Source organism: Gaoshiqia sediminis (assembly GCF_025907915.1).
GTDB classification, from domain to species: domain Bacteria; phylum Bacteroidota; class Bacteroidia; order Bacteroidales; family Prolixibacteraceae; genus Gaoshiqia; species Gaoshiqia sediminis.
This window is the reverse complement of sequence record NZ_JAPAAF010000004.1, coordinates 28,241-42,777: the sequence shown is the minus strand read 5'-3', so window position 1 is coordinate 42,777 and position 14,537 is coordinate 28,241. Positions and strand designations below refer to the sequence as shown.

Below are 14,537 nucleotides of genomic sequence, written 5' to 3'. Positions count from 1 at the left end.
TTGCCAGATTCCAATTTTCATCCTACTTTTGTCGCTCAATAAAATCGACAGATGAAAAGGGTAGTTATCGGATTATCAGGTGGAGTAGATTCAAGCGTGGCAGCTTACCTGCTGAAACAGCAAGGGTACGATGTAATTGCATTGTTCATGATTAATTGGCACGACCGCACCGGTACGCTTACCGGCCAGTGTACCTGGGAAGATGACGCCCTGATTGCGGAAATGGTTGCTAAAAAGCTGGACATGCCGTTCCACATTGTTGACCTGAGCAAACATTATAAAAAACGGGTAGTCGATTACATGTTCGACGAATACAGTAAAGGACGCACCCCCAATCCCGATGTGCTCTGCAACCGCGAAATCAAGTTCGACATTTTCATGGACGAATGCCTGAAACACGGCGCCGACTTTGTGGCCACCGGACACTATTGTCAAAAAAGTGAAATTGAAAAAGACGGGCAAAAAATATTTCAACTCCTGGCGGGGGCCGACAATAACAAGGACCAAAGCTATTTCCTGTGCCAGTTAAGTCAGCAACAACTCAGCAAAGCTCTGTTCCCCATTGGCCATTTGGAAAAGCCTGAAGTCCGGCGAATTGCAACCGAACAGCAACTGCCAACGGCCACCCGGAAAGACTCGCAAGGCATTTGCTTTGTGGGAAAAGTCGATTTGCCCACTTTTCTGCAACAACAGCTCGAACCCAAAACCGGTAATGTAATCGAAGTACCGGCCTCCTTCATGGAAAAGAAAAAGCAGGTGGAAAAAAAGCCCGAAAACTTTCGCAAACTGTGCTTCCCTTTCCCTTACAAACCTTGGAACGGCACAGTAATCGGCGAGCACCGCGGCGCCCATTTCTATACGGTTGGCCAGCGAAAAGGACTAAACATCGGCGGATATACCGAACCGCTTTTTGTAATTGGCACCGATGTGAGCCGCAACATCATTTATGTGGGCGAGGGTTCCGAGCATCCCGGATTATACCGCCCCGGACTTTTTATTGCAAAGGAAGAGATTCACTGGATCCGGCCCGACCTGGCCATGAACATTGGCGAAATGCGCGACTATGATGTCCGTATCCGGTACCGACAACCCTTGGAGAAAGCTACCTTGTACCAATATGAGGAAGGAATGTACCTCCTGTTTGAAAACGAACAGCGCGGCATTACCGCCGGACAGTTTGCCGCCTGGTACAATGGCAATGAGCTGATCGGTTCGGGGGCCATATCCTAACGGTTATCCAAAACTTCTTCAAAGGAAACATCGATCAGCCTACCAATGCAAAGAATCTTTCGACTGGTGCAAAATCACTGTCCATCGGTGCAATGAAGCAGTTGATCCATTCAAGTTTACGATCGATCGACACAGAAAGGCTTCCGATATATTGAATTCTACAAGCCACCGGCGCAGTGTTGTTTTCTATCCGTGCAAAATTCCTTTCGAACAATGTAAACCTACCAGCTACATGTGCAGCGGAGCTTTCGATTGGTGCAAGGGCGGTTTCGAACAGGTATTCTTTTTACACTTTCTGACGCCGCTAATTCACAAGGCAACTTAGAATCACCCCGTGAATAGAAGGCATAAAAAAACTCCCCGGAGACAAGGGGAGTTTCGAGCATATAAAAGAGCGACCACGTTAAAGCTATTCGTCGCTTTTATATTCAAAATCATACGATTCGTTGTGCTGGCTAATGTCCAAACCGATTTTTTCAGCCTGGGCAGAAACCCGCAGGGGCACAATCATGTCGGTAATCTTATACATCAGCATCGAGCCTCCAAAGGCAAAGATACTGACCAATACCAGTGCCAGTAAATGGTACAGGAAGGTGGTAAATTCGCCATAAACAAGGCCTACTTCCTGGGCAAAAACAGCGGTGAGCAACATACCCACGATACCGCCCATACCATGCGCCGGAAATACATCCAGCGTGTCGTCGAGCCGGGTTTTGGAACGCAGCTCAATAGCATAATTACTTATCAGGGCAGCTACCACCCCAATGAAAATACTGGAGCCAACATTTACAAAACCGGCAGCCGGAGTAATGGCTACCAAGCCAACCACCAAGCCAATTGCTGCTCCCATGCCGGAAGGCTTTTTCCCTTTGGCCATATCGAAGAACAAGTAGGCCAGCATGGCCGCGGCCGATGCCGTATTGGTGTTCATCAGGGCCAGCGCGGCCACCGAATTGGCGCCCAGGGCCGAACCCGCGTTAAAGCCAAACCAGCCAAACCAAAGCATTCCGGCCCCCAACAGCACAAATGGAATATTCGCCGGTTTAAACTCCTTTCCAAAATCTTTTCGTTTTCCCAGGAAAATAGCGCCTGCCAAGGCTGCAAAACCAGCCGACATGTGTACGACGGTACCTCCTGCAAAATCGAGCACGCCCCAGTTACGCAAAAAGCCGTTCGGGTGCCAGGTCCAGTGACACAATGGCGCGTAAATAAATAAGGTAAACAAAACCATAAAGAGCATGTACGAGCGGAAGCGTACCCGCCCGGCAAACGAACCGGTAATCAGCGCAGGCGTAATAATGGCAAATTTCAGCTGAAACATGGCGAAAAGCGCCAGTGGGATCGTCGGACTTAAATCGGGATTGGTAGCACCGTTGACGCCGTTAAACAGAAAGAAGGTAGCCGGGTTACCAAACAGGCCAAAGCCTTCCGGGCCAACGCTATCGCCAAAAGCCAGGCTAAAGGCCACCACCACCCAGAGAACGCTCACCAAGCCCATAGCAATAAAACTTTGCAGCATGGTGGACAAAATGTTTTTAGGATGAATCATCCCCCCGTAGAAAAAAGCAAGTCCGGGAGTCATCAACAGCACAAGAGCAGTTGCCGTTAACATCCAGGCTACATCACCCGGATTAATGTTCGGATCGTCCAAGCCACCAAAATCGCTGGGCATTAATACCCCGACCAGGCTCACGACAATCAAGAGTAATAGCATTAAAAGCCAACTCAGATTAGCATTTTTCATAATGTCAAAATATTTAATTTACCTACAATTACAAGAGAACGTCAAAAAAATATCTTCAGCCAATATCAATTTGACACTATTACATCCACAAAAATAGCTTTTTTTAATACAAATAAAAATATAAACCTCATTTTGTCACTTTTTTATTCATTCAGAAAACAATCCATTAACAATGACAGATTATTTCAGGAAATCATCCTCCTCAAAACATGCAGATTACAAGCAGAATCGGATTTCAGCAACACAATTGTTTCATTTATAATAGCGTTCTATCGCTATCTGCTAAATTTTATCTACTTTTAGATCATATTATTTTAAAGGCTGAAATAAAAATGACACTACGAAACAATCTGGACCAAACTGACTTACACATTCTCAACATCATCACCCATAACGCGCGCATCCCATTCAAAGATGTGGCGGCCGAGGTTGGCGTTTCGCGCGCTGCCGTGCACCAGCGGGTAAACCGGATGATTGAAATGAACGTAATCACTGGGTCAGGCTATCACATTGATCCGAAGAAAGTGGATTACAAAACCTGTACGTATGTCGGAATTTTTCTCGAAAAAGGTGGTTTTTACGAGGATGTTGCGGCAATGCTTCAGGAGATCCCCGAAATTGTGGAATGCCACTATACCACCGGGCAATATGCCATTTTTGTGAAGGTATATGCCCGCGACAACGAACACCTGAAAGAAATCCTGAGCGATAAAGTTCAGAAAATTTCAGGCATTTCTTCCACCGAAACCTTTATTTCGCTGGAAGAAACATTTAAACGGCAGGTGCCTATCAATCTGTAACAGCTGCCCGCTGCCGGACCACTTCGTACACCAGCAAGCCGGCTGCCACGGAAACATTCAGGGATTGAATTTTGCCCAGGATTGGAATTTGCACCCGTTCGTCGGCCATATCCAGTAGCTGGCGGTCAATCCCGAATTCTTCCGAACCCATCATAATAGCTACCGGGCCGGTATAATCTTTCAGGATGTAATTTTCAGACGATTTCTCGGTAGCGGCGACCAATTTCAAACCCGATTGCTGCAAATAAAGTACTGCTTTTCGCAAGTCCCGGGCACGGCAAACCGGCACCAAGTGCAACGCTCCTGCCGATGTTTTCACGGCATCGGCATTGATGCGGGCAGCCCCTTTTTCGGGAATCAGCACAGCATCCACCCCGGCACACTCAGCCGTACGCACAATCGCACCAAAGTTACGCACATCGGTCACCTGGTCGAGCACCAGAATCAGCGGATTTTTGCCTTCCTCAAAAAGCGTGGGCAAGTAATTTTCAATATCGTAGAAGGTCACCGGCGACACGAAAGCAATCACCCCCTGGTGGTTTTTGCGCGTGATGCGGTTAATTTTTTCAATGGGCACAAACTGAAAAGGCACCTGGCGCTCGCGGATCAAATCAAACAATTCCTTGTATAAATCTCCGCCCTCCCCTCTTTTCAGCAGGACTTTGTCTATTTCTTTACCGGAGTTGATGGCTTCGATTACAGCACGAATACCAAAAATAAGATCATCGTTTTTTTTCTGTCCTTGATTCATTTTACCATGTTTTTTGTTGAAGGAGTGCTTCGTGCTCTTCGTTTTGTTTTTCCCATTGCGCCATCACCTCTTCGAGGTTGGCCTTCAGGGTTTCGTATTTCTCAAATACCGAATGGTCCCCGAGTAAAGCCGGGTCGGCCAGCAGTTCGTCCATCCGGGCAATCTCATCTTCCAGCCGCGAAATCTCCGTTTCCGATTGCTCAATACTTTTTTCGAGCCGAGAAATGTTCTTGTTGATTTCCTTTCGCTCTTCGTAGCTCAGCTTATTTTCGTCGGCAACGGCCTTCTTCTCTTCTTTGAATGCACCGCCCGCCGGTTTATTTTTCTGCTCCAATTCTTTCAGCGATTCCATTTTCTTTTTTCGCAGAAAATCGTAAATGCCGCCCAGATGCTGTTTCACCTTTTTATTTTTGAATTCGTACACACATTTCACCAAGCCATCCAGGAATTCGCGGTCGTGCGACACCACCAGCACCGTTCCGTCATATTCGGCCAGCGCCTGTTTCAACATTTCTTTCGAACGCATGTCGAGGTGATTGGTGGGTTCGTCAAGCACCAGAAAGTTCACCGGCTCCAACATCAGCCGGATCATGGCCAGGCGTGTACGTTCGCCGCCCGACAGCACCTTCACTTTTTTGTCCACATCCTCGCCCGAAAACATGAAAGCACCCAAAATATCGCGGATTTTTGTGCGCACATCTCCCACGGCAATTTGATCGATGGTTTCGAGCACACTGAGATTTTCGTCGAGCAACTGAGCCTGGTTCTGGGCAAAGTAGCCCACCTTCACATTATGGCCGATTTTCATTTCGCCCGAATACTCCAATTCATTCAAAATCACCCGGGCAAGCGTTGTTTTTCCTTCGCCGTTTTTACCGACAAAAGCCACTTTATCGCCGCGTTCAATAATCAGGTGAATGTCATCGAGCACCAGCAAATTGCCGTAGCTTTTCGACAGGTGCTTGCAATCCACGACCACCGTGCCCGACCGGATGGCTGGCGGAAATTTGATGTTTAGTCTCGAATTGTCGTCTTCGTCCACCTCAATGCGATCCAGTCGGTCCAGCATTTTGGCGCGTGACTGCACCTGCACGGCCTTAGTGGCTTTATAGCGAAACCGCTCAATAAACTGCTCGGTTTCTTCGATTAGTTTTTGCTGATTGCGGAAGGCCGCCAGCTGGGTTTCCTTTTGCTCTTTCCGAAGTTCGAGATAACGCGAATAATTGGCTTTGTAGTCATAAATTCGGCCCAAGGAAATTTCCACCGTGCGGTTTGTGACATTATCGAGGAAGGCCTTGTCGTGCGACACCAGCACAACCGATCCGCTGTACGAACTCAGGAAATCTTCCAGCCACTGGATCGATTCAATGTCCAGGTGGTTTGTTGGTTCATCCAGCAAAAAGATGTCCGGCTTCTTCAGCAGGATTTTGGCCAGCTCGATGCGCATGCGCCAGCCACCGCTAAACTCGGAAGTTTGCCGGGTGAAATCCTTCCGTTCGAAACCAAGGCCTTTGAGGGTCTGTTCAATTTCAGCTTCAAAATTACTGCCGCCAATCAGGTGGTAGCGGTCATTCAGCTCCGTCACCCGGTTGATCAGCTGCATGTATCCGTCCGATTCATAATCTTCACGGGTGGCAATTTCGTGGTTGAGCCGGTCGATTTCCTTTTTCAGGTCGAGGATTTCATCAAAAGCTTTGCGCGTTTCTTCAAAAACCGTTTTGGTATTCGAAAGCACCATATGCTGAGGCAAGTAACCAATCCGCACATCTTTGGGAAGCGCGACTGAACCTTCGGAGGGCAATTGCTGTCCAGCCAGAATCTTCAGCAAGGTTGATTTTCCTGCCCCATTTTTGCCCACCAGACCAATGCGATCCTTGGGCGTAATTAAAAATGAAATCCCCTTAAACAGGTCGAAACCTCCAAAACTAACCACTAACTGATCAACCGAAACCATAATCTGAAAAATTGAAAGTGCAAAGATAACAGAATCATCGGGACTTTGAGGGGAGTAATAAGGCCACCTAAACCAAGTCTATTCGAAGGTTGAATTCAGCCATGCATTCATCATCAGGTTTCCCTGTTTCCCATCGAGGTAAAACAGATTGACCGAAAATTCGCGGTCGCCAAACAAACGGCTAAACATATACGCGCGAAGAGCATACCCGTTGGGCAACTCCATATCAACCACAAACTTTTGAAACTGAAGCCCGCTAATCATCTGGGTAGTCGAAGAAGTATCGATCTTCGCTTCAGGCGCCTGTGTGCGAAACGTTTCATACAACGCCTGATTTACGGCTTGGCACGATAGCCGGTAATCGCCGCGAAGTGTGTCAAAGGGCTGCCAGTTGGATTCGAAGTAGTTATAATCGCTGCTTTTAAAAGCGAGAACCGTTTTCGCCAGGTTGACCAGTTTTTCCCCGTTCGTTTCTTCAACGGCAGCCTCACTGTCGTTTTTCAACCGATCCCATTCCAATGGGTCAACCACCGCAAACTGGTCGGGAATGGTGATGTACCATTTAAACTCTTCCACGTAATAATCTGTGCCCTCCGACACTTGCGCGTAAGCGCTTCCAGCCAGCGCAAAGAAGAAGTAGAGAATATAAAATAGCTGTTTCATTATATTAATCAGTTTTCTCTTACCGAAGTTGAAATAAAATCTCTTCTGGCAAAGATGCGGCAAGTTAGCAAATATGCCCGGGAACGGATTTCCCGATCATGTTTTTTAAGGAAATTTGAGCTTGCTTAACAGTTCCGGACACTAGGAACCCAGACTATCAAACATAAAAAAGCCTGACCGTTTCCAGCCAGGCGATATCAAATTATTCAACCAAAATCTTACAAATCGCGGTGCGAACCGTCACAAAACGGCGGATTATCGGTTTGCTTGCAGCGACACCAAAATACGGTTTGCTTCTCTTCAATTTTCACTTCTTTGGGTGAAAATTCTGTTCCTTTGTGCGATCCGTCACAAAACGGCTGGTTTTTACTTTGTCCGCAAGCACACCACCAATAAGTGCCGGGATCCATTTCCATCATTACCGGACTTTTCTCTGCTATTTTTCCTTTTTTCATGATTGTTGGTTTTTGATTTTTTTAACCGAAAAATCAGCCGTTGGTCAGCCAAAACGCTAAAGACCATTTTCCGGTTGGTACTTCATCATTCCAAGTTATCATTTTTCAATTTTGTACGCAACTACTTGGTTGTCGTTAAAGGTAGGAACCAACAGTAAGTCCAATGCTTTTGCAAAGAACACGTCGGCGGTGTTGATTTTTTCTTCGGTCGAATCCCATAATTTCGTCATCTTCCCGTTTTCAAGGTAAAAGATGCGCCCGGCCCAGTTTGAGAATACAAAGTTGCCCGCATTGTCCTTTTCCAAACCGTCAATCCCGCCACAACCGTCCTGCAAATCGCTCAAGGTTTTCGTTTTTATATCGGCCACCTGTATTTTCTGCGAACCGATGTACAATTTACCTTGCTCGGTGTAAAGTCCGTTCAGGCCTTGCAGGTTTTCATCTTCCATCCATACCGAAAATTGGTTGTCTTTCAGGACATGAATTTTATGGGTACGGCTGTCGGTCACAAATACCATCCCGTTTTGGCAAACGGCCACATCATTCAAAAAAATAGATCCGGGGGCCGGATAACGCGCCGCGACCCTGGCTTCGGCGATATCAATTTCCACCAGTTCGTCGATGTCGCTCACATAAAGTTTCCCGTTGAAAATGGCCATGCCTTTGGGCGCATTCAAGCCACTCACCCACTCCATCTGCTTCACCGAACCATCCGGCAAGAGCTGCGAAATAAATCCGTTTCCGTCCTTTACATCAGAAGTTCCGTTTATATTCGACACATAAATAATTCCGCTCGCAGCATCGTACAAAACAGATTCGGGAGTTTTCAGGGTAGGGCCTGTACGCCACACCTCCACTAACTTTTGCCCGTAACTGAATCCGGCAAAAAGTAAAATAAATAACGCAACAAGTGATTTTTTAAGGTTCATTTCGATTAATTTTAAGTTTGAATATTTTGTCATTTAAACAAGAATTTAGCCTTTTAGTTTGACTTAAACCTCCATTTTATGAAAACTTCTTCTTTCTTTATCGCCTTGATATCCATCCTCTTTCTGGCCTGTTCCCCTTCAAAAAATGAATATCTGCTGTATGTGGGCACCTACTCGGTTGAAGGTAGCGAAGGTATTTACGGCTTCAGCTACAACCCGGAAACCGGTATATTGACACAGAAATTTGTCACGCCCAACCAGGAAAACCCATCCTACTTCGAAATAAATCCGGCAGGCACCCACCTGTACGCCGTCAGTGAAGTGAGCGACTTCAACAGGCTGGACAGCGGCTCGGTAACGGCATATAAAATCAGCGAAAGCGGCGAACTCGTAAAAATCAACCAAGATGCTACCCTGGGCAACCATCCCTGCCATGTATGTGTTTCGCCGGACGGACAAACCGTTGTCGCCTCCAATTACACAAGCGGGAGCCTCAGTATTTACGAGGTGGACGAAAATGGCGGCCTGCGTGCCATGCAACAACTCATCCAGCACGAAGGCAGCGGCCCGGACAGTACCCGGCAACTGGGTCCTCATGCCCATTCTTCCCAATTTACAAAAGATGGAAAACTGTTGGTTGCCGCCAACCTGGGCACCGACAAAATCTATTTTTACGAACGCGCAGATAATGGCATGTACCAACCGGCAAGCCAGCCTTTTGTTGAAATGCCGGGCGGATTCGGGCCGCGCCACTTCGACTTTTCGCCCGACGGACAGTTCCTTTACGTGATGAATGAAATGGGTGCCGCCGTTACCGTGTTGCAAAAGGTTGAAAATAGCTTCCAAACCATTGAAACGGTATCGAGCTTGCCGACTGGTTTTGATGGCATCAAAGCCAGCGCCGATATCCATCTGAGCCCCGACGGACGTTTTGTGTATGCTTCCAACCGCGGGCACAATTCTATTGCTGTATTTACCCGCCAAGCCGACAATGGCAGGCTTAAACTAATCCAAACCGAACCAACCCGGGGCGACTGGCCACGCAACTTTGTAATCGACCCCGATGGCAAGTTCCTGCTGGTTGCCAACCAACGCAGCAACAACATCACGGCGTTTGCCATTGATCAGGAAAACGGCAAGCTTAGCTTCACCGGACAAAGCACGGAACTGCCCAGCCCGGTTTGCCTGAAGTTTTTGGTGAAAAATAAGCTTGGCGGAGGATCATCACATTGAGGCAGAAATATTTGTGTATATTAACAAAAAGGCCTTAACTTTTTCAACAAAACATTGTTAGTGTGAACAAATCTAAAAACTCCTGAATTATGAACTCACACATCCGCATCGTATCAACTCTCCTTATTGCCATTTTTCTTATTTTGGCAGGGTGCTCCACCGGCAATGGACGCCACGATGATAAAACCATGCAGCTAGCTGCCAAAAACTACCAAAACTACTGTGCCGGTTGCCACGGCGACAAGCTCGAAAAATTCGAAAAGAAAGACTGGATGTATGGCGACGACCTCCATAATATCATCCAGTCGATCACTTACGGACAGGAAGAAATGGGTATGCCCGCCTTTGAAGTTACTTTTTCAGCTGAGGAGATTATAGCCCTGGCCAGCTATGTGAAAACCGGGTTGCCCGAAGACAAGGAATCGTTGCAACCGGCACTATCGGCCAACAACCGGGTTGAATCCGAAGTGCAAAACTTCATTGTCGATACCGTGGTGAGCGGACTGGAGGTTCCCTGGGGACTGGAGTTCCTGCCCAACGGCGATCTGCTAATTGCTGAACGGTCTGCCAAACTCTATCGGTTTATCAACAACCAACTGCAGGAAATTTCAGGCCTGCCAGAGATTATGGTGAAAGGACAGGGTGGATTGATGGACCTGGAACTTCACCCCAATTATGAAAATACCGGCTGGCTGTACCTGTCCTATTCGGGTTTTGCCGATGATAATAAACGGGAAGGCTGCACCAACATCATGCGGGCCCGTCTGGATGGCAACCGCTTGGTGGATCAGGAAGAGATTTTTAACGGAACACCCGACTCCGACCGGGGCCAACACTGGGGCTGCAAGTTGGAGTTCGACCGCGAAGGCTATCTGTTTTTTGGCATTGGCGACCGGGGCAACCGCGACGAAAACCCGCAAAGTTTGGAAAACCACGCCGGGAAAATCCACCGCATCAAAGATGACGGTTCTATCCCGTCCGATAATCCCTTTATCTACACACCGGGCGCCATGCCGAGCATTTACTCCTTTGGCCACCGCAACCCCCAAGGTACCTGCCAGCACCCCGAAACCGGCGAAATTTGGGAAACCGAACACGGCCCCATGGGTGGCGACGAACTGAACCTGATTAAACCGGCGATTAATTACGGCTGGCCGGTGATTTCTTACGGAATTAACTACAACGGGACCAAATTTACCGACCTGACTGAAAAGGAAGGAATGGAACAACCCATCACCTATTGGGTACCCTCCATTGCGCCATGCGGAACAACCTTTGTAAAAGGCGACCGCTATCCAAACTGGAAAAACAACATACTGATAGGTTCCCTACGTTTTCAGTACCTCGAACGGGTGGTGCTGAAAGGTTACGAGGTTACGCACCACGAAAAACTGATGGAAGGAATTGGCCGGGTACGAAACGTAGAAATGAGCCCGGACGGGTTTATATATGTAGCTATTGAAAATCCGGGGAAGATACTGAAGTTGGTTCCGGTGAAATAGATTCCGGGAAGAAATTACCTTCTGAAAAATATGACTGTAAGTTTTGTTGGCAGCTGGTTAAATTCTACCAACTGCCAACAAAACCTGTTAGCGGTCGCTCCGGGAAGAGTTCTGTTTCCTCTTCCGGTCGCCTTTCATAAATGCCATGGGATTATAGAAAATGCGGTCGCGCAATTCGGCCTGACGGGTCAATCTCCAGCGTTCGACATAAGCTATAATTTTGCGCAGCAGATCAAAGTACAGCGCCACCATCAGCAAACCCGAAAAAACCCACATCACCAACATGTTGAACAGGTAGGTTTCTATCCTCAACGAACCCAGGAACTTGTAGGCACTATAAAAATGGGCACGCCCGTTTCTGCAAACAGGCTGCCTGTATATGGGCTCGTCACCCTGGTAAATCCGGTTGTCGGAAACATATAGTTTGTGGAGGGAATATTTGTCGCGCAGCAAGGCTTCCAATTTCTTATTGACGTATTTGTTCTTAAAGTTCAGCAACTGCTCCTGATCGCCTTCAAAACGGGCAAGCAACTGGCCGTACTTGTCATCCAGCGCTGCCGAAGCCGTTTGATAATCTTTCTGGTAGCTCTTTTTTGCCTGCTCCAGGTAATCTTTCAGCAGGCTAAACTCTTGCTTTGAAAGTTGTGGCTGGCCAATAGCAGCAATAGCCAGGTCCACCGTATCGTTGTTTGGTGTTACCAACCCACGCAGATCATCAAACGAGTTTTTCAACACCGGCTCCAGCAGCAGGGCCTCTTCCGGCTCCTTATTTTCCAATAATCGCTGGTAGTTTTTCAGATATTTGTCCACTTCGGGTAGCCAGTAATAAGCTCGAAAACCCATGTCGTTTTTAGCCAGTTCTTCATCAAAAATATACTCGCGGTAGGGATTGTTTTTAAATTGGTTGACCGCAAGCGCTTCGTACGACCACCGCGAAACCATGACATCGCCAATAAGCGGTGTTTTATCGTAACTGCTAAGCGAATAGTGCATTTTATTGAAATCAACAATTACGCCGCTCAACAAAAGCTGGGGTACCAACATCAGCGGAATGAGAACATAGATCGCAACCGCCGAATCGAGCCCCGCCGAAAGGTTCAGGCCGAGCAGGTTGGCGAAACAAGCCGTCGAGAACAAGATAGCCCAGGTTGAAAAAGTAAGTTCGCGTATTTCGAGCATGTAATGACCGATGAGGACGAACGAAATCACCTGAATGGCCGAAAGCATAAATAGCATCAGTATTTTTGAGGCGAAATAAGCACCCCGGCTCAAATCGAGAAATTCCTCCCGCTTACGGATTTTTCGGTCTTTAAATATTTCTTCGGCACTGATGCTCAGTCCGATAAAAAGGGCCACCACCACGCTCATAAACAGGAAAGCCGGAATGTTGTCGTTTTCGCTAACCAGGTAGCGGCCGGCATCCGAAAACTTGGAAAAAAAGCCCAGAATGATGGCCAGGATAGGCGCTTCTAGCAGGGCAATGGCCAAATATTGTTTATTGGAACGTTTGGAGGCAAAATCGCGCTGGACGAACAACTTGAGCTGCCGGAACCAGCTCGGGGTTTTAAAGATCACCTCGGGAAATCTTTCTTCCTTCACCGGATTGGCCCGCATAAATTCCACCACACGTGGCTCCACTTTTTCTTTGTAATGCTGATACCATTCTTCCGGTGCAATTTTCCGTCGGCGAATGCTCTCACCAAAGGGGTCAACCATGCGCGCTTCGATAATGCGCAAGGGCTGTTCGGTTTTCACATTACCACAAGCCATACACTCGCTCTCATCGGGGTTCACATAATTGGCCAGGTGCTTAAAATGCGTGATGGCCTCCATCGGGTTTCCAAAGAAAACCACGCGCCCGCCCTTGTCCATCACAATCATGCGGTCGAACAACTTGTAAATATCGCTGGAGGGCTGATGAATATTGGCAAAAACCAAGCGCCCTTTCAGGCATTGCCGTTTTAGCAGGTACATCACCTTTTCCGAGTCGGCAGAAGAAAGGCCGGAAGTAGGTTCATCCACAAACAGGATCGAAGGTTCGCGCATCAGCTCCAGCGCAATGTTGAGCCGTTTACGCTGCCCGCCGCTCAGGATTTTCTTCAGCGGGTTTCCCACGACCAAATCACGCGCTTCAACCAGGTCGAAATCTACCAATGTTTGCTGAATGATGTCCCCGATCTGTTCATCGGTCATATTTCCGAAGCAAAAACGTGCGTTGAACTCCAGGTTTTGGTAAACGGTCAACTCTTCCAGCAGCAAATCATCCTGTGGCACATAACCAATCACCCCTTTCAGGATGTCTTCATTTTGCGGATCGTGTAAATCATACCCGTTGAGGGTGATTTTTCCGGCGCTGGGTTTTAGCTTTCCGTTCAGCACATTCAGCAAAGTGGTTTTGCCCACACCACTGCCCCCCAGGATACCGACCAAATCGCCCGAGCGTTCCTGAAAACTCAGCGGGTGCAGGCCGTACACCCGCTTGCTGAATCGGTATTCAATATTTTCGGCATTCAGCACAATACGTGCTTTCCCTTTTTCCTGGATGAAGCGCGTCATCACACTGCTGTAATAAATCGGGATGATGCGCGAGGTCTTCAAAATCCCACCCGGAGGGAAAATATACAGTCGCTGCTGCTCGAGCCGGTGACCGTTCAGGTAGAGGTTTCGGGGGCCCCAGTATTTGAAAAACAGGGTATTGGTGCTTTGAATGCGGATCAGTTCCAGCTCAACCTGCTGGTTTTCACGGTACAGGTGATTGATTTGTTTATCGTGATATTCCAGGTTGCCGTTTACCACGAACAGGCAACTTTTATCCTTCACCTTATCGATGGAAAACAGAAAAAAACGGTACAGATTATCGTATTCCTGCGGGTCTATTTTCAGTCCACGGGCCACCACGTTCACCATCTTCAGGTCTTCGATGTTCACCCCTTCTTCGCGGTTGATAAAATTCAACAACTGCGACACAATCATAAAGCGGGTGTTCAAGTCGAAATGATCGACAATTCCATTACAAATGTCGTTCAGGTAATTTTTGTTGATGAAGCGCTTGCCCTCACCTCCGTCTTCATAAAAAATTTCACGGTTTTCAAGGTGGTAATAATTCACGTAATTGCGGTAGAGAACCAGATATTTCTCCACCAACTCCCGGTTAAAATTTTCTTTCAGGTACGACTCTACCAACACTGAACTTTCGGTTGACGATTTGCTGCGAAAGTCGGTGACGATAGCAAAGAGCTTGAGCAATGTTTCGATTATTCCTTCGTACATGTACCG

Annotated in this window: 11 protein-coding genes; 4 read left to right on the top strand and 7 right to left on the bottom strand. The window is 47.6% G+C overall.

What is annotated here, in order from left to right:
• Window positions 1-51 precede the first annotated feature (51 nt).
• Window positions 52-1,230: a tRNA 2-thiouridine(34) synthase MnmA gene (gene mnmA / locus N2K84_RS04225; RefSeq protein ID WP_282590533.1), complete on the top strand. Its 1,179-nt coding sequence runs from the start codon at window positions 52-54 to the stop codon at window positions 1,228-1,230.
• 409 nt (window positions 1,231-1,639) lie between these two features.
• On the opposite strand, the gene N2K84_RS04220 is transcribed toward mnmA, so the two are convergent.
• Window positions 1,640-2,974: an ammonium transporter gene (locus N2K84_RS04220; RefSeq protein ID WP_282590532.1), complete on the bottom strand. Its 1,335-nt coding sequence runs from the start codon at window positions 2,972-2,974 to the stop codon at window positions 1,640-1,642.
• A 332-nt stretch (window positions 2,975-3,306) separates the two neighbouring features.
• On the opposite strand from N2K84_RS04220, the gene N2K84_RS04215 reads away from it, so the two are divergent.
• On the top strand, window positions 3,307-3,774 hold the full coding sequence (locus N2K84_RS04215) for an Lrp/AsnC family transcriptional regulator (RefSeq protein WP_282590531.1): 468 nt from the start codon (window positions 3,307-3,309) through the stop codon (window positions 3,772-3,774).
• Here the strand turns inward: N2K84_RS04215 and rlmB are convergent.
• The 5 genes from rlmB to N2K84_RS04190 all read right to left on the bottom strand — a co-directional run bounded on the left by rlmB (window position 3,764) and on the right by N2K84_RS04190 (window position 8,526).
• The gene (gene rlmB / locus N2K84_RS04210; RefSeq protein WP_282590530.1) at window positions 3,764-4,525 is read right to left on the bottom strand and encodes a 23S rRNA (guanosine(2251)-2'-O)-methyltransferase RlmB; all 762 of its coding nucleotides are present in this window, start codon (window positions 4,523-4,525) and stop codon (window positions 3,764-3,766) included. The two genes, N2K84_RS04215 and rlmB, sit on opposite strands and share 11 nt — an antisense overlap.
• Window position 4,526: 1 nt before the next feature.
• Window positions 4,527-6,479 (bottom strand): ABC-F family ATP-binding cassette domain-containing protein, encoded by a 1,953-nt coding sequence (locus N2K84_RS04205; protein WP_282590529.1) that lies wholly within the window; start codon window positions 6,477-6,479, stop codon window positions 4,527-4,529.
• Between the two features lie 78 nt (window positions 6,480-6,557).
• Complete coding sequence (locus N2K84_RS04200) at window positions 6,558-7,142, bottom strand: hypothetical protein (RefSeq protein WP_282590528.1); 585 nt, start codon at window positions 7,140-7,142, stop codon at window positions 6,558-6,560.
• A 218-nt stretch (window positions 7,143-7,360) separates the two neighbouring features.
• The gene (locus N2K84_RS04195; RefSeq protein ID WP_282590527.1) at window positions 7,361-7,597 is read right to left on the bottom strand and encodes a CDGSH iron-sulfur domain-containing protein; all 237 of its coding nucleotides are present in this window, start codon (window positions 7,595-7,597) and stop codon (window positions 7,361-7,363) included.
• 98 nt (window positions 7,598-7,695) lie between these two features.
• Window positions 7,696-8,526: an SMP-30/gluconolactonase/LRE family protein gene (locus tag N2K84_RS04190; protein WP_282590526.1), complete on the bottom strand. Its 831-nt coding sequence runs from the start codon at window positions 8,524-8,526 to the stop codon at window positions 7,696-7,698.
• Between the two features lie 78 nt (window positions 8,527-8,604).
• Here N2K84_RS04190 and N2K84_RS04185 point away from each other — a divergent pair, with 78 nt between their 5' ends.
• Window positions 8,605-9,759: a lactonase family protein gene (locus N2K84_RS04185; protein ID WP_282590525.1), complete on the top strand. Its 1,155-nt coding sequence runs from the start codon at window positions 8,605-8,607 to the stop codon at window positions 9,757-9,759.
• 89 nt (window positions 9,760-9,848) lie between these two features.
• On the top strand, window positions 9,849-11,261 hold the full coding sequence (locus tag N2K84_RS04180) for a PQQ-dependent sugar dehydrogenase (protein ID WP_282590524.1): 1,413 nt from the start codon (window positions 9,849-9,851) through the stop codon (window positions 11,259-11,261).
• A gap of 87 nt (window positions 11,262-11,348) precedes the next feature.
• Here N2K84_RS04180 and N2K84_RS04175 read toward each other — a convergent pair whose 3' ends face one another.
• Window positions 11,349-14,531, bottom strand: coding sequence for an ATP-binding cassette domain-containing protein (locus N2K84_RS04175; protein WP_282590523.1), 3,183 nt, complete (start codon window positions 14,529-14,531; stop codon window positions 11,349-11,351).
• Window positions 14,532-14,537: the final 6 nt, after the last annotated feature.

Bases quoted from the DNA above. Each gene is read 5' to 3' on its own strand.
- N2K84_RS04195 (WP_282590527.1), bottom strand. From the start codon at position 7,597: ATGAAAAAAGGAAAAATAGCAGAGAAAAGTCCGGTAATGATGGAAATG.
- N2K84_RS04175 (WP_282590523.1), bottom strand. From the start codon at position 14,531: ATGTACGAAGGAATAATCGAAACATTGCTCAAGCTCTTTGCTATCGTC.
- N2K84_RS04215 (WP_282590531.1), top strand. From the start codon at position 3,307: ATGACACTACGAAACAATCTGGACCAAACTGACTTACACATTCTCAAC.
- N2K84_RS04220 (WP_282590532.1), bottom strand. From the start codon at position 2,974: ATGAAAAATGCTAATCTGAGTTGGCTTTTAATGCTATTACTCTTGATT.
- mnmA (WP_282590533.1), top strand. From the start codon at position 52: ATGAAAAGGGTAGTTATCGGATTATCAGGTGGAGTAGATTCAAGCGTG.
- N2K84_RS04190 (WP_282590526.1), bottom strand. From the start codon at position 8,526: ATGAACCTTAAAAAATCACTTGTTGCGTTATTTATTTTACTTTTTGCC.
- rlmB (WP_282590530.1), bottom strand. From the start codon at position 4,525: ATGAATCAAGGACAGAAAAAAAACGATGATCTTATTTTTGGTATTCGT.
- N2K84_RS04180 (WP_282590524.1), top strand. From the start codon at position 9,849: ATGAACTCACACATCCGCATCGTATCAACTCTCCTTATTGCCATTTTT.
- N2K84_RS04200 (WP_282590528.1), bottom strand. From the start codon at position 7,142: ATGAAACAGCTATTTTATATTCTCTACTTCTTCTTTGCGCTGGCTGGA.
- N2K84_RS04205 (WP_282590529.1), bottom strand. From the start codon at position 6,479: ATGGTTTCGGTTGATCAGTTAGTGGTTAGTTTTGGAGGTTTCGACCTG.
- N2K84_RS04185 (WP_282590525.1), top strand. From the start codon at position 8,605: ATGAAAACTTCTTCTTTCTTTATCGCCTTGATATCCATCCTCTTTCTG.